The following is a 25255-nucleotide window of genomic DNA, read 5'->3' as shown; positions in this document are numbered from 1 at the left end:
AGCGCCAGCTGTTATAATGAAAAAAAACTATTGGAGCGGTAAACATGTTTTTGCTGGAGTATACATATTGGAAAATTGCGGCGCACCTGGTGAATAGCGGGTATGGCGTCATACAAGCCGGTGAGTCAGATGAAATATGGCTGGAAGCGCCGGACAAGTCCTCTCATGATCTAGTTCGTCTTTATAAGCACGATCTTGATTTCCGTCAAGAAATGGTTAGAGACATCGAAGAGCAGGCCGAACGAGTAGAACGAGTCAGACATCAATTGGGCAGACGAAGGATGAAGCTGCTGAACGTGTTTTTTTCAACGGAAGCCCCAGTTGATGACTGGGAAGAGATTGCAAAAAAAACTTTTGAGAAGGGAACTGTGTCAGTTGAGCCGGCGATCGTTAGAGGAACGATGCTTCGAGATGATCTTCAAGCGGTTTTTCCATCATTTCGTACAGAAGATTGTTCAGAGGAACACGCTTCGTTTGAAAACGCGCAAATGGCGCGAGAACGCTTCCTTTCGCTAGTGCTGAAACAAGAAGAACAGAGAAAAACTGAAGCGGCGGTTTTTCAAAACGGAAAACCGACTTTTACATATTTATTTATTGCGCTTCAGATCCTGATGTTTTTCTTGCTCGAAATAAACGGAGGCAGCACTAATACGGAGACACTGGTGGCTTTTGGAGCAAAAGAAAACAGCCTGATTGCACAAGGAGAATGGTGGCGGCTTCTGACACCGATCGTGCTTCACATCGGCATAGCGCATTTAGCTTTTAATACGCTGGCTTTATGGTCGGTTGGTACAGCGGTTGAGCGGATGTATGGATCGGGGAGATTTTTGCTGATTTATCTGGCTGCTGGCATTACGGGTTCGATTGCGAGTTTTGTGTTCAGCCCGTATCCTTCGGCAGGGGCATCAGGAGCCATATTCGGATGCTTAGGTGCATTACTGTATGTTGCTTTGTCTAATCGAAAAATGTTTTTAAGAACTATAGGAACCAATATTATTGTCATTATTATCATCAATCTGGGCTTTGGTTTTGCGGTTTCGAATATTGATAATTCAGGACATATCGGCGGCTTGATTGGCGGCTTTTTCGCTGCAGCAGCACTGGGGTTGCCTAAAGCCGGAGCCTTTGGAAAAAGATTGTTGTCAGCGGTTTTGCTGATTGCTTTGGCTGTTGGATTTTTATATTACGGATTGCATTCGCCTTCACACCAGGAGTCAGCGCTGATTCAGCAGGCAAGCGAGCTGTATCAGGAAGGAAAGTATGAAGAAGTAACAGAATTGCTGAACGGAGAAGCAGCGCAAAAAGATGCCTCTGCCGATCTTTTGAAAATTCTTGCTGTTTCTGATATTCAAATCGGCGAATATGATCAGGCGGTTTCCCTTTTGGAACGAGCAGTGAAAAAAGAACCTAAAGACCATGCTTCCTATTACAATTTAGCGTTATTGTATGCGGAAAAAAATGAGCTTGCACAAGCAGAAAAGGCCATCCAGACGGCTGTGAAACTGAAGCCGAAGGAGCAGCGCTACAAGGAGCTGCAGCGGCAAATTGAAAACAATAAAGAATCATAGAGGTGGAATATGGAAAGGAAGCTGGCTTTTTTGTCAGCGTTTTCTTCTTGACTGACCGCTTCCTTATGAATACGCTTATGATAGTTAAGTTCAAGAAATGGTGAGGAAAATGAATACATTTTATGATGTGCAGCAGCTGTTAAAAACGTTTGGCCACATTGTTTATTTTGGAGACAGAGAGCTTGAAATTGAGTTTATGCTGGATGAATTAAAGGAATTATACATGAACCACATGATTGAAAAGGAGCAGTGGGCCAGAGCGGCAGCTGTCCTTCGAAAAGAATTGGAACAAACAAAAAACGGAAGAGATTTTTATAAAGGCTAAGGTGATAAAAATGGACGAGATATGGTTTGCGGGCATTGACCTGGGAGGAACGACGATTAAACTCGCTTTTATTAATCAATATGGCGAAATTCAGCATAAGTGGGAAGTTCCGACAGATAAAACCGGCGACACGATTACTGTCACAATTGCAAAAACAATCGACAGCAAGCTGGATGAGCTGCAAAAACCGAAGCACATCATCAAATACATCGGAATGGGTGCACCAGGCCCTGTAGATATGGCGGCAGGAGTGGTTTATGAAACAGTAAATCTAGGGTGGAAAAATTATGCTTTGAAAAACCATCTGGAGACAGAAACCGGCATCCCAGCTGTTATAGAAAATGACGCGAATATTGCTGCGCTCGGGGAAATGTGGAAGGGAGCGGGTGATGGCGCAAAAGACGTCATTCTCGTGACGCTTGGCACAGGAGTTGGCGGCGGCATCATTGCAAATGGTGAAATTGTACATGGTATAAATGGCGCCGGCGGAGAAATCGGCCATATTTGCAGCATCCCTGAAGGCGGAGCGCCCTGCAACTGCGGCAAAACGGGCTGTATCGAAACAATTGCGTCAGCAACCGGAATTGTAAGAATTGCAAAAGAAAAAATAGCAAATGCTAAAAAGACGACACGTTTAAAAGCAACCGAACAATTGTCAGCGCGAGATGTGTTTGAAGCGGCGGGTGAAAATGATGAAATTGCCCTTGAGGTGGTTGATTATGTAGCCAAGCATCTTGGTTTGGTGCTCGGAAATTTGGCAAGCTCGCTTAATCCATCCAAAATCGTTCTTGGCGGCGGCGTATCGAGAGCCGGAGAACTGCTGAGATCAAAAGTCGAGAAAACATTCCGCAAATGCGCGTTTCCGCGGGCAGCCCAAGCTGCTGATATTTCAATCGCAGCACTTGGAAATGATGCCGGCGTTATCGGAGGCGCTTGGATCGCTAAAAATGAATGGCTGAAACATCAAAATTGTTAAAATTGTGTAAATGAAATTGATTTTTTGTTGTGCTCAGGTTAAGATTTAATTTGATGTGTTAATGAGAATGTTGGGAATAGACTGATTTTTTTGAGCGTGCTGCATAGGAGGTTGAAATGCGAAAAACGTTTTTTTCGAAGATTTCATTTATGCTGATTGCCATTTTATTGATGTGGCTGAAAACGTATGCTGTTTACAAAACCAGTTTTCATATTAAAATCGACAATCTAACACAGGAATTTATTCTGTTTATCAACCCATTGAGTTTTTTGTTGCTTATTTTTGGCCTCAGCCTGTTTTTAAAAGGCAAAAACAGAAATCGCTACATTATCGCGATGAGCTGTCTTGTCACGTTTGTATTGCTGGCAAATATGGTTTTTTACCGTTTTTACAATGATTTCTTAACAATCCCTGTTCTTTTTCAAACGAGCAATATGGGTGATCTCGGAAGCAGCATCGGAACACTTCTTGAGCCGACAGACCTCCTATTAGCTGTAGATATTGCGGTTTTAATATGGCTTCACATCCGGCAAAAAGCTTTTCAATCGGACATTCCCTCAACGAAAAATGAACGGGCGGCTTATTTTTTGTTCGTTGCTTCTGTTTATTTCTTCAACCTGGGCTTGTCTGAGGCGGAAAGACCTCAGCTATTGACACGCTCATTTGACAGAGAAATGCTTGTTAAAAACATTAGCCTGTTTAATTTTCATATTTACGATGGCGTTCTTCAGTCAAAGCAATCCGCACAGAGAGCGTTGGCAGACAGCAACAGCCTGACGGAGATTGAAAACTACGTAACCGCTAATGCGAAGGATGCCAACAAACGCTTATTCGGCGCTGCAAAAGGAAGGAACGTCATTCTCGTATCCTTAGAGTCGACGCAAAGCTTCGTGATTAATGAAAAATTGAATGGAGAAGAAATCACGCCTTTTCTGAATGACTTTATAAAACAGAGCTACAACTTTAATAATGTTTACCACCAAACAGGCCAGGGGAAAACCTCGGATTCTGAATTTATCGTGGACAATTCACTGTATCCGCTTGGACGAGGTGCCGTATTTTTTACGAATGCGGGCAATCAATATATGGCCGCTCCTGAAATTTTGAAAAACAGCGGATACTATTCAGCGGTGCTCCACGCTAATAATAAGAGCTTTTGGAATCGTGATTTAATGTACGACTCATTTGGATATGATTCGTTTTTTGATATTAACTCGTATGATGTAACTGACGAAAATTCAGTCGGCTGGGGACTTAAGGATAAAGAATTTTTTGAGCAGTCCTCAGAGCTGATGAAAAATCTGCCTCAGCCGTTTTACTCGAGGCTGATTACACTGACGAACCACTTCCCGTTTGATCTTGATGAAGAGGATCAATTGATTGATGAATATGATTCAAACAGCCAGACGCTAAATAAATATTTTCCGACAGTGCGTTATCAGGATGAGGCGCTGAAACGGTTTATCGAAAAGCTGAAGGAAGACGGGTTATACGACAACTCTGTTATTGTATTATATGGTGACCATTATGGTATATCAGAAAACCATAATGAAGCGATGGGGCAGTTTTTAGGAAAAGAAATAACCCCATTTGAAGAGGTACAGCTCCAAAAAGTGCCGCTGGTCATTCATATTCCGGGTATTACTGATAAAAAGCCGCAAACCATTGAAACAGTAGGCGGGCAGATTGATATCAGGCCGACGCTGATGAATCTTTTAGGGATTGATACGAAAGATCAAATTCAATTCGGCAACGATCTGCTTTCAGACGAAAAACTGGACTTCACGGTGCTCCGGGACGGGAGCTTTATCACAGATCAGGTTGTTTATACAGACGGTGCGTGTTATGACAAAGAGACGGGAAAACCGTTAGAAGAGACAAAACAATGTGAAGCATTTGCTGATAAAGCAAAACAGGAGCTATCACTTTCTGATGAAATCATTTATGGGGATTTGTTGCGATTTTATGACCAGAAAAGGCTGGACAATTCGTCAAAGCGGAAAGAAAAACAAATGCTTGATCAGGCATCATAATCACAATGTCTCCCGCATCGAAGTGAGCGGGAGGCTTTCTTTTTTTAAATACGCTGTCATATAGTAACAAAAAAGGGGGATGATGATGGCGTTTATTACGGTGAAACCTGAGATCAAGAACAATTTGGCCAATGTGGCGAAAGAACTGAAGATAGACGAGGAATTGCTTAAAAGTGCAAATCGCTCCGCACAAAAACATCAATTGTATTGCCCTGGTTATGTGATAGAGGAGCATAGCGGCAAAGAGCTTCAAACCATTCAGGACATAAAGCGCTTTTTACAGCCTCGGCAGCTGAAACTTTCAGATAGCTGGATTGAGCAAGAGAAAATCTATGATGATTCAGCTGTTGAAAAGGAAATAAAGAAGATTATTGATGTTTTTCCGTTTGTCTCATGCCGGGAAATTGGCCGTTCTGTACTCGGCAGGCCTATCTGGGAGCTGAAGGCTGGTGGGGAGCATGCCGTAAAAAAGGTCCATATGAACGCGTCATTTCATGCGAATGAGTGGATTACAACGTCTGTCCTGCTAAAATGGTTTAAGGAATACTGTATGTCATTATGCTGCAATTCGCCTTTCTTTGGCTTTTCTCCCATAAAGCTGTTTAACAGCACATCCTTATCCCTCGTTCCTCTTGTCAATCCGGATGGCGTTGATCTTGTTTTAAACGGATCAGAAGTCATGGGAGCCAGAAGAGATGAACTCGAAAGGCTAAATGAACATCGTCCAAATTTTAATGAATGGAAGGCGAATATAAACGGGGTTGATTTAAATAAACAATTTCCATCATTATGGGAAATTGAAAAATACCGAAAACCGACAGCACCCAGCTACCGCGATTTTCCGGGAATCTCTCCGCTTACGGAGCCGGAATCTATTGCGATGTACCGGCTGATCACGGAGAATCCGCCTGACAGACTGCTGGCTCTTCATACTCAAGGAGAAGAAATTTATTGGGGCTATAAAGGCCTTGAGCCTGAGGAATCTGCTGCCGTCATAAAGGAGTTTGAGGAGTTAAGCGGGAACATTTATAAGGGAGTAAGGGATATAGACAGCTATGCTGGATTTCGTGATTGGTTTATTCACCATTATTTTAAGGAAGGGTATACGGTGGAACTTGGAAAAGGCCAAAATCCTTTGCCGTTTCAGCAGTTTTCACACATATATAACGCCACAAGCGGTATCTTGTGGAGGGCGTTATTTTTTCATGAGTAACTGAAACTTTTTCTTTTTTCTGCCGAAGCAAATATGAGAGAATAAAGATGATCGGAGGGGAATGCTGATGAGATCAGTTTGTTTTATTCTGCTGGCGGTATTGCTGTTTAGTTTATCGGCATGCGAACCATCTCATCAGCAGCAAAAACAGGCATCGGCGGCAAAAGATGAGAAAAAAGACATCATACCGCTTTCCGCGGAAAAAGCGGATGGGGCGGAAGGCTGGCTGAATAACAGCACAATATTATATACTGCGTCTAATCCGACGAAAACAGAGCTTTTTGCGTACCGCATCTTTACAGGCAAAGCGAAAAAGCTCTATCAAACGGATGGTCAAATCGTTGATGTTCAAATCAATGCGAGGGAGCAGATGATTCTGCTGCAAATCACACATAGCCAAAAGACGGCAGTGGTTTTGCTTAATGCAGAAGGAGAGACGCTTTACGAAAAAGATTACGAAACGTATGAGCTTGAAGCTGCTTGGAATCAGTATGATCCTTATCAAATGATGGTGACGGAATTCAATGAAAACTGGGATTTCCATACATATCAGGTGAATGCTAAAAAAGACGAATCTTTCTTAAGCCCAGTACAGGTTCCGTTCATTCATTGGACATCCAAAAATACATTTGATTATGTAAAAGAGGGTAGAGACGATAAAACAGGGCCTTTATATACGTTCGATACAGCTTCTAAGACGGAACAGAAGCTTGAGGATAACGTTCTATTCTTCGATTCTTTCCATCAAATGAGTTTTACTGTCAAATCAGCTTCCGGAGGAAAAGGGACGTATCAGTTTAAAACGCCGCAATCAACATCACCTGTTACAGCGAAATGGCCGCTCCAAGCGAAATATACAAGTTTGGCTCCAATGGAGTATGACTATGATGAAGCAGGAGGCCTGTTTTATACATTCAAACAAAGCGGCGATGCATATAAGCTCGCAGCAATCAATGTAGCATCGGGAGAGACAAAAGATCTTGTGTCTCTGCGGGAAATGGAGCCGATTCAAATATCTCCGAACGGGAAATATGCGTTATACGGCTTTCATTTTGAGCAAATTATTTTATTGAAATCACATGAAACGAAGCAACTCATCATTGATCAAAAGGAGATGGAATAACGATGGCTATCGCAGATGTAACCATTATCCCAATCGGTACGGAAACACCCAGTGTCAGTGCTTACGTAGCCGATGTGCAAAAGATATTAGAAGGATATCAAGCAGAAGGGAAAATCAAATATCAGCTGACACCGATGAATACGCTGATCGAGGGAGAACTCAGTGACCTTTTTGCAGTTATTCAGGCAATTCACGAAGCGCCATTTCAAAAAGGATTGCACAGAGTGGCAACGAATATCCGTATCGATGACAGGCGTGACAAAAAAACGACGCTTGAGAGCAAAATAGAAAGTGTCAATAAACATTTACAGCCATAAAAATAAACCTGTATCCGATCGGATACAGGTTTTAATGTGCGGTTGGATACCCGCTGTTTATTACGGTCATCACGGTAAACCATCCAAAGACAAATAAGGTGGCACCGGCTAATAAAAACCCGAGTATATTTTTATTTCTAACAGAACGCAAGACTCCCCATAAAGCGAAAAGAGCGACAAGGCCGAAAATCACGACAAGTAACATAACACAGCCCCCTTTACATTGAAAAACCTGCAATTCTTTCCAGTTTTATTCTACCTGTTTTTTATAGGTTTGTCGATAGCGTTTTCATTGCGATTGTTTGAATCTTTTTTCAAAAACCCTCATAATAAGAGCATAAAAAAGAAAGAGGTGATAATAGTGAAATGGAGACGAATGCCAGTAGGGCCGATTCAAGCGAACGCATATTTTCTCATCAGTGATGATCAATGTCTGATTTTTGATCCGGGCGGCGAGGGACATAAAATCAATCAATACATAAAAGAAAAAGGGCTGACGCCTTTAGCCATTTTGCTTACACATGCCCATTTTGACCATATTGGGGCGCTTGATGAAGTGAGAGAAAAATGGGATATCCCTGTTTACCTGCATCAAAATGAAAAAAATTGGCTTGCGGACGCTTCTTTAAACGGCTCCGGCATGCTGCGAGGGATAGAAGTCACAGCTAAGCCTGCAGATCATCTAATTGAAGGCGACGGTGAGTTGAATATCGGGCCGTTTCATTTGGAAACATTATTTACGCCGGGACATTCACCAGGCAGTGTGTCTTACTACGTGAAAGATGCAGACTTGGTCATTTCCGGAGATGTCTTGTTCCAAGGCGGTATAGGACGTACGGATTTAATAGGCGGCAATCAAGAGACGCTGCTGACGTCCATTCATGAAAAACTGCTTACGCTTCCGGAACACACGCTGGTGTTAAGCGGCCATGGACCTGAAACAGACGTACTGACTGAGCAGGATCAAAATCCGTTTTTAAATGGGTTTTCATTGTAAAAAAAGAGACAAACCGATAAGGTTTGTCTCTTTCTGCATTTAATGGCCTCCGCCGCCGGGCACCATAATAAAAATTGAGTAATATGTAAAGCCGGCGAAGAAAATTGTTAAATAAGCGCCAAAAATATAAATATACATGCGTTCGGTTAAGTTCAAATACGATAGAAACACAAATAAGATCGTCTGTCCAAAAAATAAAAGGGAAGCATCTTTCATATCACCTAAATAAAACATGACTGCAAAAATTCCCGTCCAAAATCCTAACACCCGGAACATGCGATTCATTTTTATCCCCTCCCGAGAGTCCCTCTGACTGTTATTATAATAGATCACACCTAGAAATGTAAACATTTTCATTATTAATATACAAATGGAATTTGTCCCTTTGATTGTGTTTTCTATTGTATGAATGTTTTTTAAAAAATAATCCGAAAAAAGTTCTGTAAATGGTTTAAATGAAAAATGATCCGGGTAGTTATTCTACAAAGAGATGGTTAACTGAGGAGGAAAAAACGAATGGAACAACAATTAACTTTTTACTCATATCCAAGCTGCACGTCATGCCGAAAAACAAAACATTGGCTTAAAGCACATCAAATTGAATTTAACGAACGGCACTTATTCAGAGAAACCCCGACAAGAGAAGAATTAAAGTACATTTTATCGTTAACGACAGAAGGAATTGATGAAATTTTGGCGACAAGAAGCCAGACTTTCAAAAATTTAAATTTAAACATTGAAGAAATGACGGTAAATGAGGTGCTGGAACTTTTAATCGAGAAGCCGAAGCTTTTGCGACGCCCGATTCTAGTAGACAACAAAAAGCTGGTGATTGGTTATAACCCGGGAGAACTGTTGAAGTTATCGAAGAAGAAAACGGTTCATCAATCTGCATGATGAAAAACCGAAGATCCGCTGATTTATACGAATCAGCTTATCTTCGGTTTTTCACCTGTTCAGAAACTGGGCTAGCTGGATTCGAACCAACGATCACGGAGTCAAAGTCCATTGCCTTACCGCTTGGCTATAGCCCATTGAATCTAAACATAGTATGTGTAAAGGCAGACGCGTTATACATATATAGCGTACATTTTTCAAAAACAGGAGGTAACTCATTAAGATGATAGCTCTTGATCAGCACTTAACAGAGCACAAAAAAGATATTACGCAACAATGGCTGGAAGTTTGTACGTCAAACGGCAGCTGGCTGTATTCAGCGAAAGATCAGCAAAAACTAGAACAAAAGTTAAAAGACCAGCATGAATTATTGGTGACCATCGTAGCAAAATCCCTTAGAAAAGAAGACGTAGAGGATGAGCTCAACCGGTGGTCTCTTCAATGCGCCAGAGACCGTGCCGTTCATGAAGTGACGGTTACACAAAGTGTCGGCCAGTTTAACACTTTCAGGCACATCATGTTTGAATGGATTCATAAATTCAGCGAAGCTTCTTCTCAAGACATCAGCATTCAGGAATTTTATGAGTGGAGCCGGATCTTGAATCAAAACATTGATGAGATCATCGAAGTGTTTACGGAAGAATATCACCAGGTGACCATGATACAATTAAACGCGCAAAAAGAAATGATTAATGAATTGAGTGCGCCGATTATGCCGATTACTGATGGAATTGGGATTCTTCCGCTTGTCGGTGAAATTGATACGCACAGAGCGAGGACGATTTTGGAGTCTGTGCTGGAGCAGTGCTCAGCGTTAAAGCTCTCGTATTTATTTTTAGATATTTCGGGCGTTCCTATCGTTGATACCATGGTAGCCTATCAAATTTTTAAAGTGATTGACAGCACCAAATTGCTCGGCATTGAGACTATTATTTCAGGAATCAGGCCGGAAATTGCCCAAACTGTCGTGAAGCTGGGTCTGGATTTTTCGAATGTGAAAACAGAGCAAAGTCTTGCTAAAGCCCTGGCCAATAAAGGGTTTAAAATAAAAGAGTGTTGATGCCTTTGCCATGTTTATCTTGAAAGATAGCAGCTGAACAGCCTTTCACGGGCTATTCAGCTTTTTTAACTTCTATAAATAAAATGTGATGGCTGTTGATGTCTTTTACCTTAAAAGAGTAGCCATCATATTCTATGGCACTTTCAGGCTCAGCGTCTATGTTTTGTGTCAAAAACCAGCCGCCCAAGGTGTCTACTTCAGCCTCTGATAAATCGGTTCCAAGCAGGCTGTTAACATCGCTGATTAATAATTTTGCATTTAACAAGTAATGATCCTTTCCAAGTTCGCGGATATGAGGCACTTCATCCGCATCAAATTCATCACGGATTTCTCCTACAATTTCTTCGATAATATCCTCGACAGTGACCAAACCGGACGTCCCGCCATATTCATCTATGAGGATCGCCATATGAGTGCGTTCCTTTTGCATTTTCAGCAATAGTTTATAAATAGGAATCGTCTCAATTACATGGATAACGGGCTGTACGAAAGGTTCAATTTGATGCTTCTTGATTGAAAAATCTTTCGTCAGCATGGAAAACAGCACTTCTTTCATATTAATCACGCCAATGACGTTATCTTTATCCTCTCTTACAACCGGGTACCGTGTATATTTTGTTTGCTTGACTGTTTCCTGAAGATTTGAAATGGAGTCTTCATCTAGTGACAAACTAACCATTTCATTTCGCGGCACCATAATTTCCTTTGCCATTCGTTTATCAAAGGTGAAGATATTATTCATGTACTTTAATTCACTTTTTCTGATCTCGCCGCTTTTATAGCTTTCAGCCAATAGGACCCGAAGTTCTTCCTCTGTATAAGCCAGCTCATGCTCTGATGCCGGCTTCAGCCCAAACACTCCTGTAATCAATCGGGCAGAGTGGTTCAACAGCCAAATGAATGGAAACATGATCTTATAAAACCAAATAAGCGGTTTAGCGAACAACAAGGTAATGCTTTCTGCTTTTTGAATGGCGAAACTCTTTGGCGCCAGCTCCCCAATAACGACATTTAAATACGTAACCACTAAAAATGCGATGACGAGTGAAAGCAGGTGGGTAAGCGATTCATTTAAGCCTGCTTTATGAAAAAGCGGTCGAAGCAGAGTTTGCACAGTCGGTTCCCCAAGCCATCCCAGTCCTAAAGCTGCGACTGTGATGCCCAGCTGACAGGCTGATAAATATTCATCAAGGTGAGTGATGACATGCTTTGCCGCTTTAGCACCTTTCTTTCCTTTTGCGACAAGCTGATCAATTTTGGATCGCCGCACTTTTACGATTGAAAATTCTACGGCAACGAAAAATCCTGTTAACAAAATGAGAATAGCGACTGCTAGTAAATTGATAAATTCCAAAACAACTGCCTTCTCCAAGGAAGGCATGCACCTCCCTTTTCCGATGTCTTTCTACATTCCATACCACCTGAAAATGCTCATAAAACATGTGTTGAAGCGGCAGACTGGTTTAGTGACGCGGTTATTGGGCAATTAAAGAATAAAGAACAAAAGTTTGGAGGAGCTTGACATGAAGGCACATACGGGAAAGGATTGGTTTTGGTACCAAATGGGGCCTCAAGAAAGAAGTAAGGCAAGAGATCTAATCCATTTTTCTCACTGGCCTCAGTGTGAAAAGTGGTTTGAAAATAACCATCACGTTAATTTTTTGCGAGTAGATACAACTGAAACGGAAAATGAAGCAGTATTTGGGTCGATTGTTTATGATCAGGGGCTTGGTGAAGAAAAAGACCATACTGTTTTTCACTTTTATATCACCAGACAATATTTTTTTACAATCAACTTTGACTTTTCAATTTTGAGAGAGATTAAAGGCAAAGAAGTTGTTCGGCAAATGGAAAGAGCGGACAATGCGATAGAGGGGTTTTTAATTCTTCTCGGCGAACTAATGAATGCGTATTTAATCGGTGTTGATGAATTTGAAGTCAAGCTGAGAAAGCTCAGATGGCAAATTAAAGACGACAATAGCAAAAGCATTTTAAACCGCGTCCATCTCCTGCGCCATGAACTGATGATTTGGAAAAATTTGATATTAAGCGCTAAAAAAATTGAAATGGCGTTGAAAGAAACCTTTTTACCTCAAAATGAAGGGAAAAAGGATTATCAGCGGACACAACTGAAGATTGACAGGGGATTTACATACATCAGCGAATTTGAAGGGGAGCTTAACAATCTGCTGCATTCAGAGGAAGTCATTACCTCACATAGGGGGAATGAAATTGTAAAAGCGCTGACCATTTTCACGACGCTTTTTACTCCGATTACAGCTCTGGGTGCCTTATGGGGGATGAACTTTTCAGTGATGCCGGAACTGAATTGGAAATACGGATATCTCTTTTCCCTCTTATTGATTGTCACATCTACAGTTCTGATCTATCTCTATTTGAGAAAAAAAGGCTGGACGGGAGATATGCTGCAGGAGCGGAAGAAGAAAAAGAAACCTCGAAAAAGGCGGACTCTATAGGATGTTTCATATTTTGTGCAGCGTGCCCCGCTTTTTCACCAGACATATCAGGGTGACCGGATACGATGTCAAGGGGCTTATGACAGAGCATTAAATCCGCAGTTTATCGATTCTTGAAAATGACCAAATGACCGGTATTGTTGCATTAGGCGATCTTTCCGTTGAGAAAGATACTGGTCAATAAGCGAAAACAGCATAATGAAAATGGAATCTAGCAGGCATGGTGACCATGTCTGCTTTTTTATTTATAGGGAAAATTATAATGACAGGGGTACATTCAGTTGAAAGTCTTTTTTCTTGCCAGAAAGAATTGGTTTTTCAGCATATAACATCTCACAAAATCACGTTTTCCCTGTTTGATTACCTTTTCTTCTTTTTCTACAATATGCGTTGAAAGGAGAGGGAATCAAATTGGATTCAATAGAAAAGGTAAGCAAAAACTTGATTGAAGAGGCATATCTAACAAAGGCTTCTGATATTCACATTGTGCCGAGGGAGCGGGACGCTATCATTCATTTTCGGGTCGATCATGCCTTGCTGAAAAAAAGGGACATGAAAAAAGAAGAGTGCGTAAGACTGATTTCACATTTTAAATTTCTTTCAGCAATGGATATAGGTGAAAGGCGAAAGCCGCAAAACGGTTCGCTTACGTTAAAGTTGAAAGAGGGAAATGTTCATTTAAGAATGTCAACGCTGCCCACAATTAATGAAGAAAGCCTCGTGATCAGAGTGATGCCCCAATACAATATCCCTTCGATTGATAAATTGTCGCTATTTCCGAAGACAGGAGCCACATTACTCTCGTTTTTAAAACATTCCCATGGCATGCTCATTTTTACCGGGCCGACTGGTTCAGGGAAGACTACCACATTATACTCTCTCGTTCAATATGCAAAAAAACACTTTAATCGAAATATTGTCACATTAGAGGACCCTGTTGAAACAAGGGACGAAGATGTTCTTCAGGTTCAGGTGAATGAAAAAGCCGGTGTAACTTATTCCGCAGGTCTGAAAGCAATTTTGCGCCATGACCCCGATATGATTATTTTAGGTGAGATCAGAGACGCGGAAACAGCTGAAATTGCGGTGCGGGCAGCGATGACGGGACATCTGGTACTAACGAGCCTTCATACGAGAGACGCAAAGGGCGCAATTTACAGACTGCTTGAATTCGGTATCAATATGAATGAAATCGAACAGACTGTCATTGCAATAGCGGCTCAGCGCTTGGTTGATTTGGCTTGCCCGTTTTGTGAAAACGGATGTTCATCAGTGTATTGCCGACAGTCACGAAATACTAGGAGAGCTAGCGTTTATGAGCTTCTATACGGGAAAAATCTTCAGCAATGTATCCAGGAGGCAAAAGGAAATCATGCAAATTACCAATATCAAACGCTTCGTCAAATTATCAGAAAAGGAATTGCGCTCGGCTATTTAACGACAAACAACTATGACCGGTGGGTTTATCATGAAAAAGATTAGAAAAGTCTGGTTGTTAAAGGATCAAGCCAGGTTATTAAAGAGGCTCGGTGAAATGACTGCGGGCGGATATACACTTCTGGATGGATTACGCCTGATGGAACTTCAGATGAATAAGAGGCAGGCGGCTGACTTGACTGATTCGGTCACTTGTTTGAGGGAAGGGGCTCCGTTTTATCAAGTACTAAAGAGTTTGTCATTTCATAAGGAAGCCGTAGGTATTTGTTATTTTGCTGAAACACATGGTGAACTGCCTGCTTCAATGATCCAGAGCGGAGAGCTGCTGGAACGAAAAATTGCACAGGCAGACCAGCTGAAAAGAGTGCTGCGCTATCCGCTTTTCCTCATCTTTACGGTCGCTGTCATGTTTTATATGTTACAGTCCATCATCATTCCTCAGTTTTCCGGTATCTATCAATCGATGAATATGGAAACCTCACGTTCAACCGATATGCTTTTTGCTTTTTTTCAGCATATTGATCTTGTGATCATTTTGCTTGTTCTTTTTACAGCAGGTATCGGGATTTATTATTGGCTTGTGTTTAAGAAAAAATCACCTGCCCGGCAAATGCTGATTTGTATCAGGATTCCTTTGGTTGGAAAGCTTGTAAAGCTGTTTAACAGCTACTTTTTTTCTTTGCAGCTAAGCAGCCTTTTAAAATCAGGCCTCTCAATTTATGACAGCCTTAATGCATTTAAACATCAAACGTTTCTCCCTTTCTACCGCTGCGAGGCTGAACAATTGATTGAACGGCTAAAAGCCGGTGAGTCAATTGAATCCGCTATTTGTGGAAGCCTTTTTTATGAAACTGATTTATCAAAAGTCATATCTCACGGCCAGCTGAGCGGCCGATTGGATCGGGAGCTTTTCACATACAGCCAATTCATATTACAGCGGCTGGAACACAAAGCGCAAAAATGGACAGGCATCCTTCAGCCAATGATTTATGGATTTGTTGCAGCGATGATCTTACTTGTGTATTTATCTATGCTTGTGCCTATGTATCAGATGATGAATCAAATGTGAAAGGAAGAGGCTGATGAATGAGAAAGGATTTACACTTGTTGAAATGTTAATCGTGCTCTTTATTATTTCGATTTTGCTTTTAATTACGATACCGAACGTCACGAAACATAATCAAACCATTCAAAAAAAGGGCTGTGAAGGCTTACAAAACATGGTTAAGGCACAAATGACTGCATTTGAGCTTGATCATGAAGGACAAACTCCGAGCCTTGCCGATTTACAGTCAGAGGGCTATGTGAAAAAGGATGCTGTCTGTCCAAATGGTAAGCGCATTATCATCACCGGCGGAGAAGTTAAGGTTGAACATTAAATTAAACGAGGAGAAGGGGTTTACCCTTTTAGAAAGTTTGCTTGTGTTAAGCCTTGCCTCTATCCTCCTGGTGGCCGTCTTCACTACACTTCCTCCTGCTTATGACAATACAGCTGTCCGACAGGCAGCAAGTCAGCTGAAAAATGATATTATGCTCACACAGCAGACTGCTATTTCCCGTCAACAAAGAACAAAAATTCTCTTTCATAAAAAAGAATATCAATTAGTCATTGGTGATACGGTTATTGAACGTCCGTATGCAACGGGACTTTCTATAGAACTGCTGACATTAAAAGACCGTTTGGAATTTAATGAGAAAGGGCACCCGAATGCAGGCGGAAAAATACGAGTAAAAGGCCATGCCGTTTATGACATAACAGTTTATCTAGGGAGCGGGAGAGTCAATGTGGAGAGAAAATAAAGGTTTTTCTACAATAGAAACAATGTCTGCGCTAAGCCTGTGGCTGTTTGTGCTGCTGACAGTCGTCCCCTTGTGGGACAAGCTGATGGCTGATGAAAAAATGGCGGAATCACGAGAAATTGGCTATCAGATGATGAATGAGAGCATTAGCAAATATGTCATGAGTGGTGAAGGAGCCGCGTCAAAAACGATTACAAAGAACAATCATATCTATGCAATGAAGTGGGAGGAGGAGGGCGAATATCAAAACGTATGTATCAAAGCCGCAGCTTATAAAGAAAAATCATTTTGCCTCAGCATTTTGCAGACAGAATGGCTACACGCTTCTTAACGTATTATTTTCGCTCTCAGTCTTTTTGCTCATATCAGGATCGTTAGCTGCGATTATCCATCTGTTTTTGTCTCGACAGCAGGAACATGACGGTTTCACACAGCAGGAATGGATGATTTCGATAGAACAGATGATGAATGAATGCAAGGAATCACAGGCAGTTAAGACAGCCGAGCATGGGAGCGTGTTAATCTGCACCAATCTTTCCGGACAAGACATCCGTTTTGACATTTATCATTCAATGATAAGAAAAAGAGTGGATGGCAAAGGGCATGTTCCGATTTTAGATCATATTACTGCCATGAAAGCTGATATTGAAAATGGTGTTGTTTTGCTGAAAATTGAGAGTGAAGACCAAAAAGTGTATCAAACTGCTTTTCCAGTCTATTCGTATTTAGGAGGGGGGTGAATGTATCGTACAAGAGGGTTTATTTATCCAGCTGTTCTTTTTGTGTCAGCGCTTGTGCTGTTAATCGTGAACTTTGTTGCTGCTCAATATATTTCACGCTGCATGTTTGAGAAGGAAACAAAAGAGTTATACATAGGAGAGAATTTGCTTCAAAATGGGGTGCTTCTTTCGATTCGGCATGTTCTAGAGGAACGGAAAGGCCAGGAGGGTACGCAGCAATTTCTATATGGACGGGTTTCTTATTACATTCATGATACATCGATAAAAGAACAAAAAGAAATCAACTTAAGAGTGTCAACGGATTCGGGAACAGAAAGAACTGCACAGATCGTGTTTGACCAAAAACAGAAAAAACTGCTGAGATGGACAGAATAAAACAGTGTAAAGGGTATAAAAAAAGTCATGTGAGACAACACTCATAATAATTGAATGATGAGGTGATCACGTGAAAACGAATGATTATGTTAAATATATGACGCAGCAATTTGTCAAATATATAGATACTCCGAGAGATGAGCGAAAAGAACGAAAAGAGGTGCGGAAAGAAACAAAAACGCCTGTTTCCCAGCAGTGGTTCGGTATTTTACCCTATGGCTTCCGACTTTGGCTGAAACGGAAAAAATAACCGCAAATAAACGAATAAGGTCCTTCAAAAAATGGAGGACCTTATTGATATTCTTCTAATATGGCAATTTTATTGACCTTTTGGCTATAAGGATCAAATGAAATCGTCACAAAAACGCCGAATTCTTTTGACCCTTCCCTCAGAGTTAAATGGTATTGCTTCACTGCTTCATCTTTTCTTTTACGGTCCCATACTTTTTGTTTGAACAGTACCTGTGCGAGCGGGTACCTTTTTTTTGCTTCTTTTACAGCAATCTCTTCCCATTTGGACATGTGGCGGGCGGTTACAAGCGGTGTTTCTTCTGCGTGAGCGGCTGTGGTGCCAAAGACGAGAAGAGATAGACAAATCACACATTGTTTGATCATCATGCTGTCACCCTTTCTTTGTTTATTATTACCAAATAATAATGGGATATGCATTTAAATTCTCACATAACAATCCCAAAAATTTCTAAAAAATTGAAAAAATGAGCAATACTGAGCAAGACTTTGTAATATGATGAAAACATTCTTTTAAACGAACAAAATGAGCGATTTCGGTGTTTTTAAATCTATAAATCGTTGATTATACTCTATTTGTGAAGTTCTTTAAAGAGAACGATTGTCATATCAAGTTACAGTGTTTTACAGGAGGTAAGATATGTTTCGATTGTTTCACAATCAGCAAAAGGCGAAGACGAAACTGAAAGTTCTGCTTATCTTTCAGCTTTCAGTCATTTTCAGTCTGACTGCCGCAATATGCTTACAATTTTCCGATGATACAAGCGCTGCTTTTCATGATATTGAAACATTTGATGTCTCACTTCAAACGTGTAAAGACTTTCAGCATACAGATAAAAACTGCCATTATGATAAACGCTGGGATCAAAGTGATTTGCACATATCAGATCAAACGGATACGAAAGGCACTGTATGCTCACCTTTCGCCTTATTTGCTGTGCTCGAAAATACAGGTGAGAAACTTAAGAAATCAAAGTGGAAGTGGGAGCTTCATAAGCTTGAAAATGCCCGCAAACCGTTAAAGGATGGGAACGTGATCGAAAAAGGATTTGTCTCCAATCAAATCGGCGATTCACTTTATAAAATTGAGACCAAGAAAAAAATGAAACCCGGCATTTATGCATTTAAAGTATATAAACCGGCAGGCTACCCGGCAAACGGCAGTACATTTGAGTGGTCGGAGCCTATGAGGCTTGCAAAATGCGATGAAAAACCGACAGTCCCTAAAAAAGAAACAAAGTCGGACGTCAAAAAGGAGAATGAAACAACACAAAAAGATATACCGGAAAAAACAATGAAAGAAGAAACATCTCAAGAAGCTGTAACCAAAGAAAAAGAAACTCAATCAGACCAGAAGGAAAGCGGGGAAGAGGATGAAAAAAGCAATGAAGCTGATCAGTAATATTTTATACGTGATCATCTTTACTCTTATTATTGTGCTGACACTTGTCGTGATTTCAACACGTTCATCCGGGGGAGAGCCGGCAGTGTTTGGGTATACGCTGAAATCAGTTCTGTCAGGTTCGATGGAGCCGGAGTTCAATACAGGTTCCTTAATATTGGTCAAAGAAATCACTGATGTGAAAGAGCTCCAAAAAGGTGACGTTATTACATTTATGCAGGATGCAAATACGGCGGTCACCCACAGAATTGTTGACATAACAAAGCAAGGAGACCATTTGTTATTTAAAACAAAAGGTGATAATAATGCAGCAGCTGATTCAGCGCCTGTATCGGACGAAAATGTTCGCGCGCAATACACAGGTTTTCAGCTTCCATATGCCGGCTATATGCTTCATTTTGCCAGCCAGCCGATTGGAACGGCTGTATTATTGATTGTTCCCGGCGTGATGCTGTTAGTTTACGCTTTTGTGACGATCAGCAGCGCCATTAGAGAAATTGAAAGAAAGACAAAAGCCTTGGAAACAGATACAAAGGACAGCACCATGTCTACTTAACTTCAGTTGTAAACCTGGCAACAGGTTTCGATATAAAATCATTCAATAAAAGGGGAGCTTACCATGGGTATGAAAAAGAAATTGAGTTTAGGAGTTGCTTCTGCAGCACTAGGATTAGCTTTAGTTGGAGGAGGAACATGGGCAGCATTTAACGACATTAAATCAAAGGATGCTACTTTTGCATCAGGTACGCTTGATTTATCTGCTAAAGAGAATTCAGCGAGTGTGAACTTATCAAATCTAAAGCCGGGAGATAAGTTGACAAAGGATTTCCAATTTGAAAATAACGGATCACTTGCGATCAAAGAAGTTCTAATGGCGCTTAATTATGGAGATTTTAAAGCAAACGGCGGCAGCAATACATCTCCAGAAGATTTCCTCAGCCAGTTTGAAGTGACATTGTTGACAGTTGGAAAAGAGGGCGGCAATGGCTACCCGAAAAACATTATTTTAGATGATGCGAACCTTAAAGACTTGTATTTGATGTCTGCTAAAAATGATGCAGCGGCTGCTGAAAAAATCAAAAAACAAATTGACCCTAAATTCTTAAATGCAAGCGGTAAAGTCAATGTAGCAACAATTGATGGTAAAACCGCTCCTGAATATGATGGTGTTCCAAAAACACCAACTGACTTCGATCAGGTTCAAATGGAAATCCAATTCAAGGATGATAAAACAAAAGATGAAAAAGGGCTTATGGTTCAAAATAAATATCAAGGCAACTCCATTAAGCTTCAATTCTCATTCGAAGCTACACAGTGGAACGGCTTGACAATCAAAAAGGACCATACTGATAAAGATGGTTACGTGAAAGAAAATGAAAAAGCGCATAGCGAGGATAAAAATTAATAACAGCAAAAAAAAGAGACGGCCCAGTATTCATATACTGGGCCGTCTCGATGGTTATTGACAAAAGAGGAGTTAGTGCCTCTGCTCAGGCACTACTCCTCTTTTTGGGATTTTCTCCATTTTTGATAATCTAAAAATTCACGAAATTGTTTTTTCGATACCCCGGATGTCATCGCATCGCGAACCAATTTCTCCCATTCACTATCTAATTGACCATCGTATTCGGTTTCATGTTTCTCATCGAGCAAAGTATGAACCGAGACGTCCAGAACAGCGGAGACTTTTTCGAGAAATTGAATGGAGGGGTTCGTTTGTAGATTTCGTTCTATTGAGCTTAAATAAGACTTCGCTACCCCAGCTTTTTCAGCTAGTTCTGATAGTGAGTAGCCTTTTTCTTTACGGTATTGTTTAATACGCTGGCCAATCAATGTCATCACCTTCCTTGTGATATTATAGCACATTCAGAAAGGATTTACGGTATGACTTCTGGCTGCCGGACCAGGATGAGCAGACTTTTTGTTTAAAAGTAAATATTTTCGTATTTCTTCCGGGCTGATATTTGCCTCTTTGGCTTCCACCATTAATTCAACCCATTCTTGATCCAATTCAAAGTGCTCTTGTTTTGCATTCTTCATGCAGTTTCTCCTCCTAAAATACTTGTTTATGTATTTCAGCCAGTCCGGCCATGACTTATTGTATGCTTCATTAGTCTCTGGAAGTCATTTGCCATTAAATCACCAGAATTTTTTTCCAATATACCTTTATTATAATCGTATTTTCTCAAAAAAAACGAGAATGATGTCGAATGGTAAAAAAGTTAGCTTGAAATATTATTTTGCAGATAAAACAATCCGCCATTTTCAATTTCAACTGATATCTTTGGTTGATACAAGGTTTTCAGCGCCTGTTTTTCTAGATGGTATTCTTCTGGTTTTTCTTCTATATGCTCGTAAAACTTATCAAGCAATGTCATATCATTCTTCCACCTGTTAACCGCCTGTTCCGCCCAGTCGGACGGCTCCTGCATAGCGGATTTGGAAATATAGTTTTCCATACGCTTAAGTCCGCTTTCTGGTTTGATCATAGGTGAAATGGTGAAGCAATAGTCACATATTTGAGACGTCAGTGAAAACTGGGTCAGCTTGCTTTGAAAATCTTCAATTATCGTTCCAGAGACTAGGTGAAGACCTAGTGACAATAACTTATCCTTTTTCATGTCGGACTGGTATGAAATCGTGACATTTATACCAAGCCAAGGCTGAAGTGGGACTTTAGCTCCGGCTGATTCAATTTTCTCATACATTCTGGTAAATCTCCCATTTTGTTTAACAGCTTTGAATATTTGAAAAAGACGCGGGGCCCCAAAATATATAAATTCACCATCTAGGTCTTTTGGCGCATTTTCTTTATCTGTAATAAAAGTGATTTTCATTGGATTCGGATCACCGCCTGTCTTCTCGCGCCAATGCCAGTAGAAAGGGCGGTTCATGATTTGTTTGTCCATTTCAACTGTAAGCTGCACTGTCATATAGCCTAAGCCTTGATCGACGATTTGGCAGCTGTTTGCTTGAAAAAAACGCAGCAGAAAATCGTGAACCTCTTGCTGTCTCACTAATAAAACCTCCTTACAGGCTAAGATCCTCTTTTTTCAGCAGGCAGCTGTTTTTTATAAGACAAAAATGAGGTTAAGTTATCCATTTTTATTTTCATTTCTTCTTCTGTTGCTGAGTGATACAAAATGTCATGAAGGTGCTCTTCAAAATTGTTCACTTGAATTTTCGTTAAAATATCATCAAGTTCACCGACCACTTTTTCAAACAAATGAATTTTTTCATATAAAAGCTTTAGAATATGCTCTTCCACCGTATGTTTTGTCGCCATGTTATAAATATGCACGTCACGCTCCTGCCCGAGTCTGTGAATTCTTCCGATTCTTTGCTCAAGCCGCATCGGGTTCCATGGCAGGTCATAGTTGATCATGTGATTGCAAAATTGCAGGTTAATTCCCTCACCGCCTGCTTCAGTTGCAATAAGGACTTGGATTTTTCCGCGGAAAAGATCCTTCATCCAGTCTTTTTTTCCACGTTTAAATCCGCCTCTAAACGGCACAGAACTGATGCCGTTTTGCTGAAGAAACCACTGCAGATAAATCTGGGTTGCGCGGTATTCTGTAAAAATGATGACCTTATCGTCGATCTTTTTGATCAAGTCAACAACTTGAAGCGCTTTAGAGTTTTGTGTCACTTGATTGATGCGATCTATCAAAACTGAAATCGTATCCTCATCAATGGCAGGTGCTTGTTTCTCTTTTTGATCAAGCATCTTTTTCAGCGTCATATATACCGCTTCTCTGCTCGAACAGCATTCTCTTTGCAAGGTCATAATCGAGAACATGCTGGCTGGTTTATTGATACTGTCCTTCAAACGAGAAATTTCATCATAAAGCGCCTGCTCTGATGGAGAAAATTGAATCGGCACTGTTTCAACATGGCGCTGTTTCCAATTCAGCCCTGTATCATGCCGCCTGTTACGGATCATGACTTTATTCACAAGATCTTTTAAATGTTCATGCGCTTCTAAACTGGATTTCTTCTTGGCGAACTCCTCCTGAAAGTGATTCTGACTGCCTAAATGGCCGGGTTTTAATAAGGACACCAAATTGAAAATCTCTTCGATACGGTTCTGGATTGGCGTCGCGGTAAGAAGCAGGCAATATTTTTTTACGAGATTCCGGACAAATTCATAGTTCTTCGTTTTGCTATTTTTCAGTTTGTGTGCCTCATCAATAATGACAAGATCATATGGGATAGACAGAACGATTTCTCGATGGGGCGAGCGCTTCGCGGTGTCTATTGATGAGACGACAATATCGCATTGCTCCCACACATAGCTTTTCTTTTGTTCAACAGCCGGAATCAAAAATTTTTCCTGAAGCTCTTTGACCCACTGTGACACAAGGGAAGCGGGCACAAGGATCAAAATTTTTTTTGCTAACCCGCGAATCATATATTCTTTTAGAATCAGTCCAGCTTCAACCGTTTTTCCGAGACCAACCTCATCTGCTAAAATCGCTTTCCCGTTCATTTTTTCAACCACTTTTTGCGCCACTTCAAGCTGGTGGGGGAGCGGCGTAAAGGAAGGCAGATATAAAGGAGCCCGTAAGCCTTCAAACTCTGGAATTGCTAATGTTTTCTGGATTTCTGCAGAGAGCTTGTACAGTTCCCAGTTTGCCCAAGGGCCATCGTTTTTCAGTCTTTCAGCAAATTCTTCAGGCCATTTTGCATCGTAGATCATTTCTGTATTCATTGCTTTGAAACCGCCTTTCTTATTCTTCGATTCTTAAGATGAATAATATAAGAAAAATCTGCCCAAATTGCTGTTGCCCAGCATATAGTGATGATGGTAGGATATGAGTATGTATTTGATGTAAGATATTGCTATAGTATGTCCATAACAGCATGAAAATATGAGCGAATGACAGCAAGGGGAGAGACCTGACCGAAAACCTCGGGATACAGGCGCCGAAGGAGCAAACTGCGGAGTGAATCTCTCAGGCAAAAGAACTCTTGCTCGACGCAACTCTGGAGAGTGTTTGTGCGGATGCGCAAACCACCAAAGGGGACGTCTTTGCGTATGCAAAGTAAACTTTCAGGTGCCAGGACAGAGAACCTTCATTTTACATGAGGTGTTTCTCTGTCCTTTTTTGTATGTTTTTTAGCTGCGCCGTTGATAAAGGGGAGGAATTAGATGCTGAAAAGAACGCCGTTATTTGACCTGTATAAGGAATATGGAGGAAAAACGATTGATTTCGGAGGCTGGGAGCTTCCTGTTCAATTTTCTTCTATAAAAAAAGAACACGAGGCTGTCCGAACTGCAGCCGGTTTGTTTGATGTATCTCATATGGGAGAAGTCGAAGTGTCAGGGAACGACAGTCTGTCTTTTTTGCAAAGATTGATGACAAATGATGTTTCCGCGTTAACGCCAGGCCGTGCTCAATATACAGCGATGTGTTACCCGGATGGCGGAACCGTCGATGATTTGCTTATCTATCAAAAAGGAGAGAACCGCTATCTGCTTGTCATTAATGCTTCTAATATAGATAAAGACTTGGCTTGGATGAAAGAACATGCAGCAGGTGATGTGCAGATTGACAATCAGTCAGATCAAATCGCGCTCTTGGCTGTACAGGGACCGAAAGCAGAAGCGATCTTAAAAAATCTGACAGATGCGGATGTGTCTGCATTAAAGCCGTTTGCGTTTATTGATGAAGCCGATATCAGCGGCCGCAAAGCACTTATTTCACGCACTGGCTATACGGGAGAAGACGGGTATGAAATTTACTGCCGCAGTGATGATGCTATGCATATTTGGAAAAAAATCATCGATGCAGGGGATGCATACGGATTGATTCCATGCGGTCTCGGTGCACGTGATACACTCCGGTTTGAAGCGAAGCTCCCGCTCTACGGTCAGGAGCTGACCCGGGATATTACACCGATTGAAGCAGGTATAGGCTTTGCTGTAAAGCACAAAAAGGAGTCTGACTTTTTCGGTAAGTCAGTATTGAGTGAACAAAAAGAAAACGGAGCGAAGCGCAAACTTGTCGGTCTCGAAATGATTGAAAAAGGGATACCGCGGCACGGATATGAGGTTTTCCAAAATGGCAAGTCTGTCGGAAAGGTGACAACCGGCACGCAGTCACCGACATTAGGAAAAAACGTCGGCCTTGCCTTAATTGATTCGGAAACGAGTGAGATCGGGACTGTTGTAGATGTAGAGATACGCAAAAAATTAGTGAAAGCAAAGGTTGTCAAAACACCATTTTATAAACGCTAATATTTTTTCTTGGAGAGAGGAGACA

At 41.1% G+C, this 25255-nt stretch carries 31 protein-coding genes, 1 tRNA gene and 1 other RNA gene; 24 read left to right on the top strand and 9 right to left on the bottom strand.

Annotated elements, in window-relative coordinates; translation table 11 throughout:
* Window positions 1-44: 44 nt before the first annotated feature.
* The 7 genes from glpG to yqgV all read left to right on the top strand — a co-directional run bounded on the left by glpG (window position 45) and on the right by yqgV (window position 7555).
* The gene (glpG, locus tag BSU_24870) at window positions 45-1568 is read left to right on the top strand and encodes a membrane endopeptidase (protein ID NP_390367.2); all 1524 of its coding nucleotides are present in this window, start codon (window positions 45-47) and stop codon (window positions 1566-1568) included.
* A gap of 109 nt (window positions 1569-1677) precedes the next feature.
* Window positions 1678-1893 carry a putative single strand nucleic acid binding transcription factor gene (yqgQ, locus tag BSU_24860; protein ID NP_390366.1) on the top strand — a complete coding sequence of 72 codons (216 nt, stop codon included), beginning with the start codon at window positions 1678-1680 and terminating at the stop codon, window positions 1891-1893.
* Between the two features lie 10 nt (window positions 1894-1903).
* On the top strand, window positions 1904-2869 hold the full coding sequence (gene glcK / locus BSU_24850; protein NP_390365.2) for a glucose kinase: 966 nt from the start codon (window positions 1904-1906) through the stop codon (window positions 2867-2869).
* 116 nt (window positions 2870-2985) lie between these two features.
* Window positions 2986-4902, top strand: coding sequence for an enzyme responsible for polyglycerolphosphate LTA synthesis (gene ltaSC / locus BSU_24840; protein ID NP_390364.2), 1917 nt, complete (start codon window positions 2986-2988; stop codon window positions 4900-4902).
* Between the two features lie 82 nt (window positions 4903-4984).
* A complete protein-coding gene (gene yqgT, locus BSU_24830; protein ID NP_390363.1) occupies window positions 4985-6115 on the top strand; it encodes a putative d,l-endopeptidase in 1131 nt (376 codons plus the stop codon).
* 61 nt (window positions 6116-6176) lie between these two features.
* Window positions 6177-7238 carry a putative lipoprotein gene (gene yqgU / locus BSU_24820; RefSeq protein ID NP_390362.2) on the top strand — a complete coding sequence of 354 codons (1062 nt, stop codon included), beginning with the start codon at window positions 6177-6179 and terminating at the stop codon, window positions 7236-7238.
* 2 nt (window positions 7239-7240) lie between these two features.
* On the top strand, window positions 7241-7555 hold the full coding sequence (gene yqgV / locus BSU_24810; RefSeq protein ID NP_390361.2) for a hypothetical protein: 315 nt from the start codon (window positions 7241-7243) through the stop codon (window positions 7553-7555).
* A 31-nt stretch (window positions 7556-7586) separates the two neighbouring features.
* Here yqgV and yqgW read toward each other — a convergent pair whose 3' ends face one another.
* The gene (gene yqgW, locus BSU_24800) at window positions 7587-7760 is read right to left on the bottom strand and encodes a hypothetical protein (protein NP_390360.1); all 174 of its coding nucleotides are present in this window, start codon (window positions 7758-7760) and stop codon (window positions 7587-7589) included.
* A gap of 156 nt (window positions 7761-7916) precedes the next feature.
* On the opposite strand from yqgW, the gene yqgX reads away from it, so the two are divergent.
* Window positions 7917-8552, top strand: coding sequence for a putative metal-binding hydrolase (gene yqgX, locus BSU_24790; protein ID NP_390359.1), 636 nt, complete (start codon window positions 7917-7919; stop codon window positions 8550-8552).
* A gap of 39 nt (window positions 8553-8591) precedes the next feature.
* Here the strand turns inward: yqgX and yqgY are convergent, their stop codons facing one another.
* A complete protein-coding gene (gene yqgY, locus BSU_24780) occupies window positions 8592-8837 on the bottom strand; it encodes a hypothetical protein (RefSeq protein NP_390358.1) in 246 nt (81 codons plus the stop codon).
* A 231-nt stretch (window positions 8838-9068) separates the two neighbouring features.
* Here yqgY and mgsR point away from each other — a divergent pair, with 231 nt between their 5' ends.
* Window positions 9069-9449, top strand: a complete 381-nt coding sequence (gene mgsR, locus BSU_24770; protein NP_390357.2) for a transcriptional regulator of stress — start codon at window positions 9069-9071, stop codon at window positions 9447-9449.
* A gap of 66 nt (window positions 9450-9515) precedes the next feature.
* Here the strand turns inward: mgsR and trnSL-Gln1 are convergent.
* A tRNA-Gln gene (gene trnSL-Gln1 / locus BSU_tRNA_73) sits at window positions 9516-9586 on the bottom strand.
* Window positions 9587-9672: 86 nt separating this feature from the next.
* On the opposite strand from trnSL-Gln1, the gene rsbRD reads away from it, so the two are divergent.
* Entirely contained in the window at window positions 9673-10509 is an 837-nt protein-coding gene (rsbRD, locus tag BSU_24760) for a component of the anxiosome (stressosome) (protein ID NP_390356.2), read from the top strand.
* A 52-nt stretch (window positions 10510-10561) separates the two neighbouring features.
* Here the strand turns inward: rsbRD and yqhB are convergent, their stop codons facing one another.
* Window positions 10562-11890 carry a putative membrane associated enzyme gene (yqhB, locus tag BSU_24750; protein ID NP_390355.1) on the bottom strand — a complete coding sequence of 443 codons (1329 nt, stop codon included), beginning with the start codon at window positions 11888-11890 and terminating at the stop codon, window positions 10562-10564.
* Between the two features lie 142 nt (window positions 11891-12032).
* Here yqhB and yqxL point away from each other — a divergent pair, with 142 nt between their 5' ends.
* The 9 genes from yqxL to spoIIT all read left to right on the top strand — a co-directional run bounded on the left by yqxL (window position 12033) and on the right by spoIIT (window position 17588).
* Window positions 12033-12986: a CorA-type divalent ion transporter gene (gene yqxL, locus BSU_24740; protein ID NP_390354.1), complete on the top strand. Its 954-nt coding sequence runs from the start codon at window positions 12033-12035 to the stop codon at window positions 12984-12986.
* A gap of 411 nt (window positions 12987-13397) precedes the next feature.
* Complete coding sequence (gene comGA, locus BSU_24730; RefSeq protein NP_390353.1) at window positions 13398-14468, top strand: membrane associated ATPase of the pilin platform for DNA competence; 1071 nt, start codon at window positions 13398-13400, stop codon at window positions 14466-14468.
* Between the two features lie 52 nt (window positions 14469-14520).
* A complete protein-coding gene (gene comGB / locus BSU_24720) occupies window positions 14521-15492 on the top strand; it encodes a membrane pilin platform component of the DNA transport machinery (protein ID NP_390352.1) in 972 nt (323 codons plus the stop codon).
* Window positions 15493-15505: 13 nt separating this feature from the next.
* Entirely contained in the window at window positions 15506-15802 is a 297-nt protein-coding gene (gene comGC, locus BSU_24710; RefSeq protein NP_390351.1) for a pilin-like component of the DNA transport membrane pilin platform, read from the top strand.
* Window positions 15792-16223, top strand: a complete 432-nt coding sequence (comGD, locus tag BSU_24700) for a membrane component of the DNA transport pilin platform (RefSeq protein ID NP_390350.1) — start codon at window positions 15792-15794, stop codon at window positions 16221-16223. Before comGC ends, comGD begins: the two co-directional genes overlap by 11 nt.
* Window positions 16207-16554 carry a component of the DNA transport pilin platform gene (comGE, locus tag BSU_24690; RefSeq protein NP_390349.1) on the top strand — a complete coding sequence of 116 codons (348 nt, stop codon included), beginning with the start codon at window positions 16207-16209 and terminating at the stop codon, window positions 16552-16554. The genes comGD and comGE overlap by 17 nt, the downstream gene beginning before the upstream one ends.
* A gap of 25 nt (window positions 16555-16579) precedes the next feature.
* Window positions 16580-16963 carry a component of the DNA transport pilin platform gene (comGF, locus tag BSU_24680; protein NP_390348.1) on the top strand — a complete coding sequence of 128 codons (384 nt, stop codon included), beginning with the start codon at window positions 16580-16582 and terminating at the stop codon, window positions 16961-16963.
* Entirely contained in the window at window positions 16964-17338 is a 375-nt protein-coding gene (gene comGG, locus BSU_24670) for a component of the DNA transport pilin platform (RefSeq protein ID NP_390347.1), read from the top strand.
* 70 nt (window positions 17339-17408) lie between these two features.
* Window positions 17409-17588, top strand: coding sequence for a factor involved in sporulation (gene spoIIT / locus BSU_24660; protein NP_390346.2), 180 nt, complete (start codon window positions 17409-17411; stop codon window positions 17586-17588).
* A 41-nt stretch (window positions 17589-17629) separates the two neighbouring features.
* Here the strand turns inward: spoIIT and yqzG are convergent, their stop codons facing one another.
* Window positions 17630-17956, bottom strand: a complete 327-nt coding sequence (gene yqzG / locus BSU_24650; protein ID NP_390345.1) for a hypothetical protein — start codon at window positions 17954-17956, stop codon at window positions 17630-17632.
* A gap of 271 nt (window positions 17957-18227) precedes the next feature.
* On the opposite strand from yqzG, the gene tapA reads away from it, so the two are divergent.
* The 3 genes from tapA to tasA all read left to right on the top strand — a co-directional run bounded on the left by tapA (window position 18228) and on the right by tasA (window position 20394).
* Window positions 18228-18989, top strand: a complete 762-nt coding sequence (gene tapA / locus BSU_24640) for a lipoprotein for biofilm formation (protein NP_390344.1) — start codon at window positions 18228-18230, stop codon at window positions 18987-18989.
* A complete protein-coding gene (sipW, locus tag BSU_24630; protein NP_390343.1) occupies window positions 18973-19545 on the top strand; it encodes a type I signal peptidase in 573 nt (190 codons plus the stop codon). The genes tapA and sipW overlap by 17 nt, the downstream gene beginning before the upstream one ends.
* A 63-nt stretch (window positions 19546-19608) precedes the next feature.
* The gene (gene tasA, locus BSU_24620) at window positions 19609-20394 is read left to right on the top strand and encodes a major biofilm matrix component (RefSeq protein NP_390342.1); all 786 of its coding nucleotides are present in this window, start codon (window positions 19609-19611) and stop codon (window positions 20392-20394) included.
* Window positions 20395-20486: 92 nt separating this feature from the next.
* Here the strand turns inward: tasA and sinR are convergent, their stop codons facing one another.
* The 4 genes from sinR to yqhH all read right to left on the bottom strand — a co-directional run bounded on the left by sinR (window position 20487) and on the right by yqhH (window position 23700).
* A complete protein-coding gene (gene sinR, locus BSU_24610) occupies window positions 20487-20822 on the bottom strand; it encodes a master regulator of biofilm formation (protein NP_390341.1) in 336 nt (111 codons plus the stop codon).
* Between the two features lie 33 nt (window positions 20823-20855).
* The gene (gene sinI / locus BSU_24600; protein ID NP_390340.1) at window positions 20856-21029 is read right to left on the bottom strand and encodes an antagonist of SinR; all 174 of its coding nucleotides are present in this window, start codon (window positions 21027-21029) and stop codon (window positions 20856-20858) included.
* A gap of 182 nt (window positions 21030-21211) precedes the next feature.
* Window positions 21212-22006, bottom strand: coding sequence for a hypothetical protein (gene yqhG / locus BSU_24590; RefSeq protein ID NP_390339.1), 795 nt, complete (start codon window positions 22004-22006; stop codon window positions 21212-21214).
* 20 nt (window positions 22007-22026) lie between these two features.
* Window positions 22027-23700 carry a putative RNA polymerase-associated helicase protein gene (yqhH, locus tag BSU_24580; RefSeq protein ID NP_390338.1) on the bottom strand — a complete coding sequence of 558 codons (1674 nt, stop codon included), beginning with the start codon at window positions 23698-23700 and terminating at the stop codon, window positions 22027-22029.
* Between the two features lie 168 nt (window positions 23701-23868).
* Here yqhH and swgA point away from each other — a divergent pair.
* Both swgA and gcvT read left to right on the top strand, forming a co-directional pair.
* Window positions 23869-24068: dual aptamer glycine riboswitch (gene swgA / locus BSU_misc_RNA_37), an RNA gene on the top strand.
* Window positions 24069-24141: 73 nt separating this feature from the next.
* Complete coding sequence (gene gcvT / locus BSU_24570) at window positions 24142-25230, top strand: aminomethyltransferase (glycine cleavage system protein T) (protein NP_390337.2); 1089 nt, start codon at window positions 24142-24144, stop codon at window positions 25228-25230.
* The last annotated feature ends 25 nt before the right edge of the window (window positions 25231-25255 follow it).

This window comes from Bacillus subtilis subsp. subtilis str. 168 (assembly GCF_000009045.1).
GTDB lineage: Bacteria > Bacillota > Bacilli > Bacillales > Bacillaceae > Bacillus > Bacillus subtilis.
Note: the sequence above shows the minus strand (reverse complement) of the source record. Positions and strands in the feature narration are given on the sequence as shown.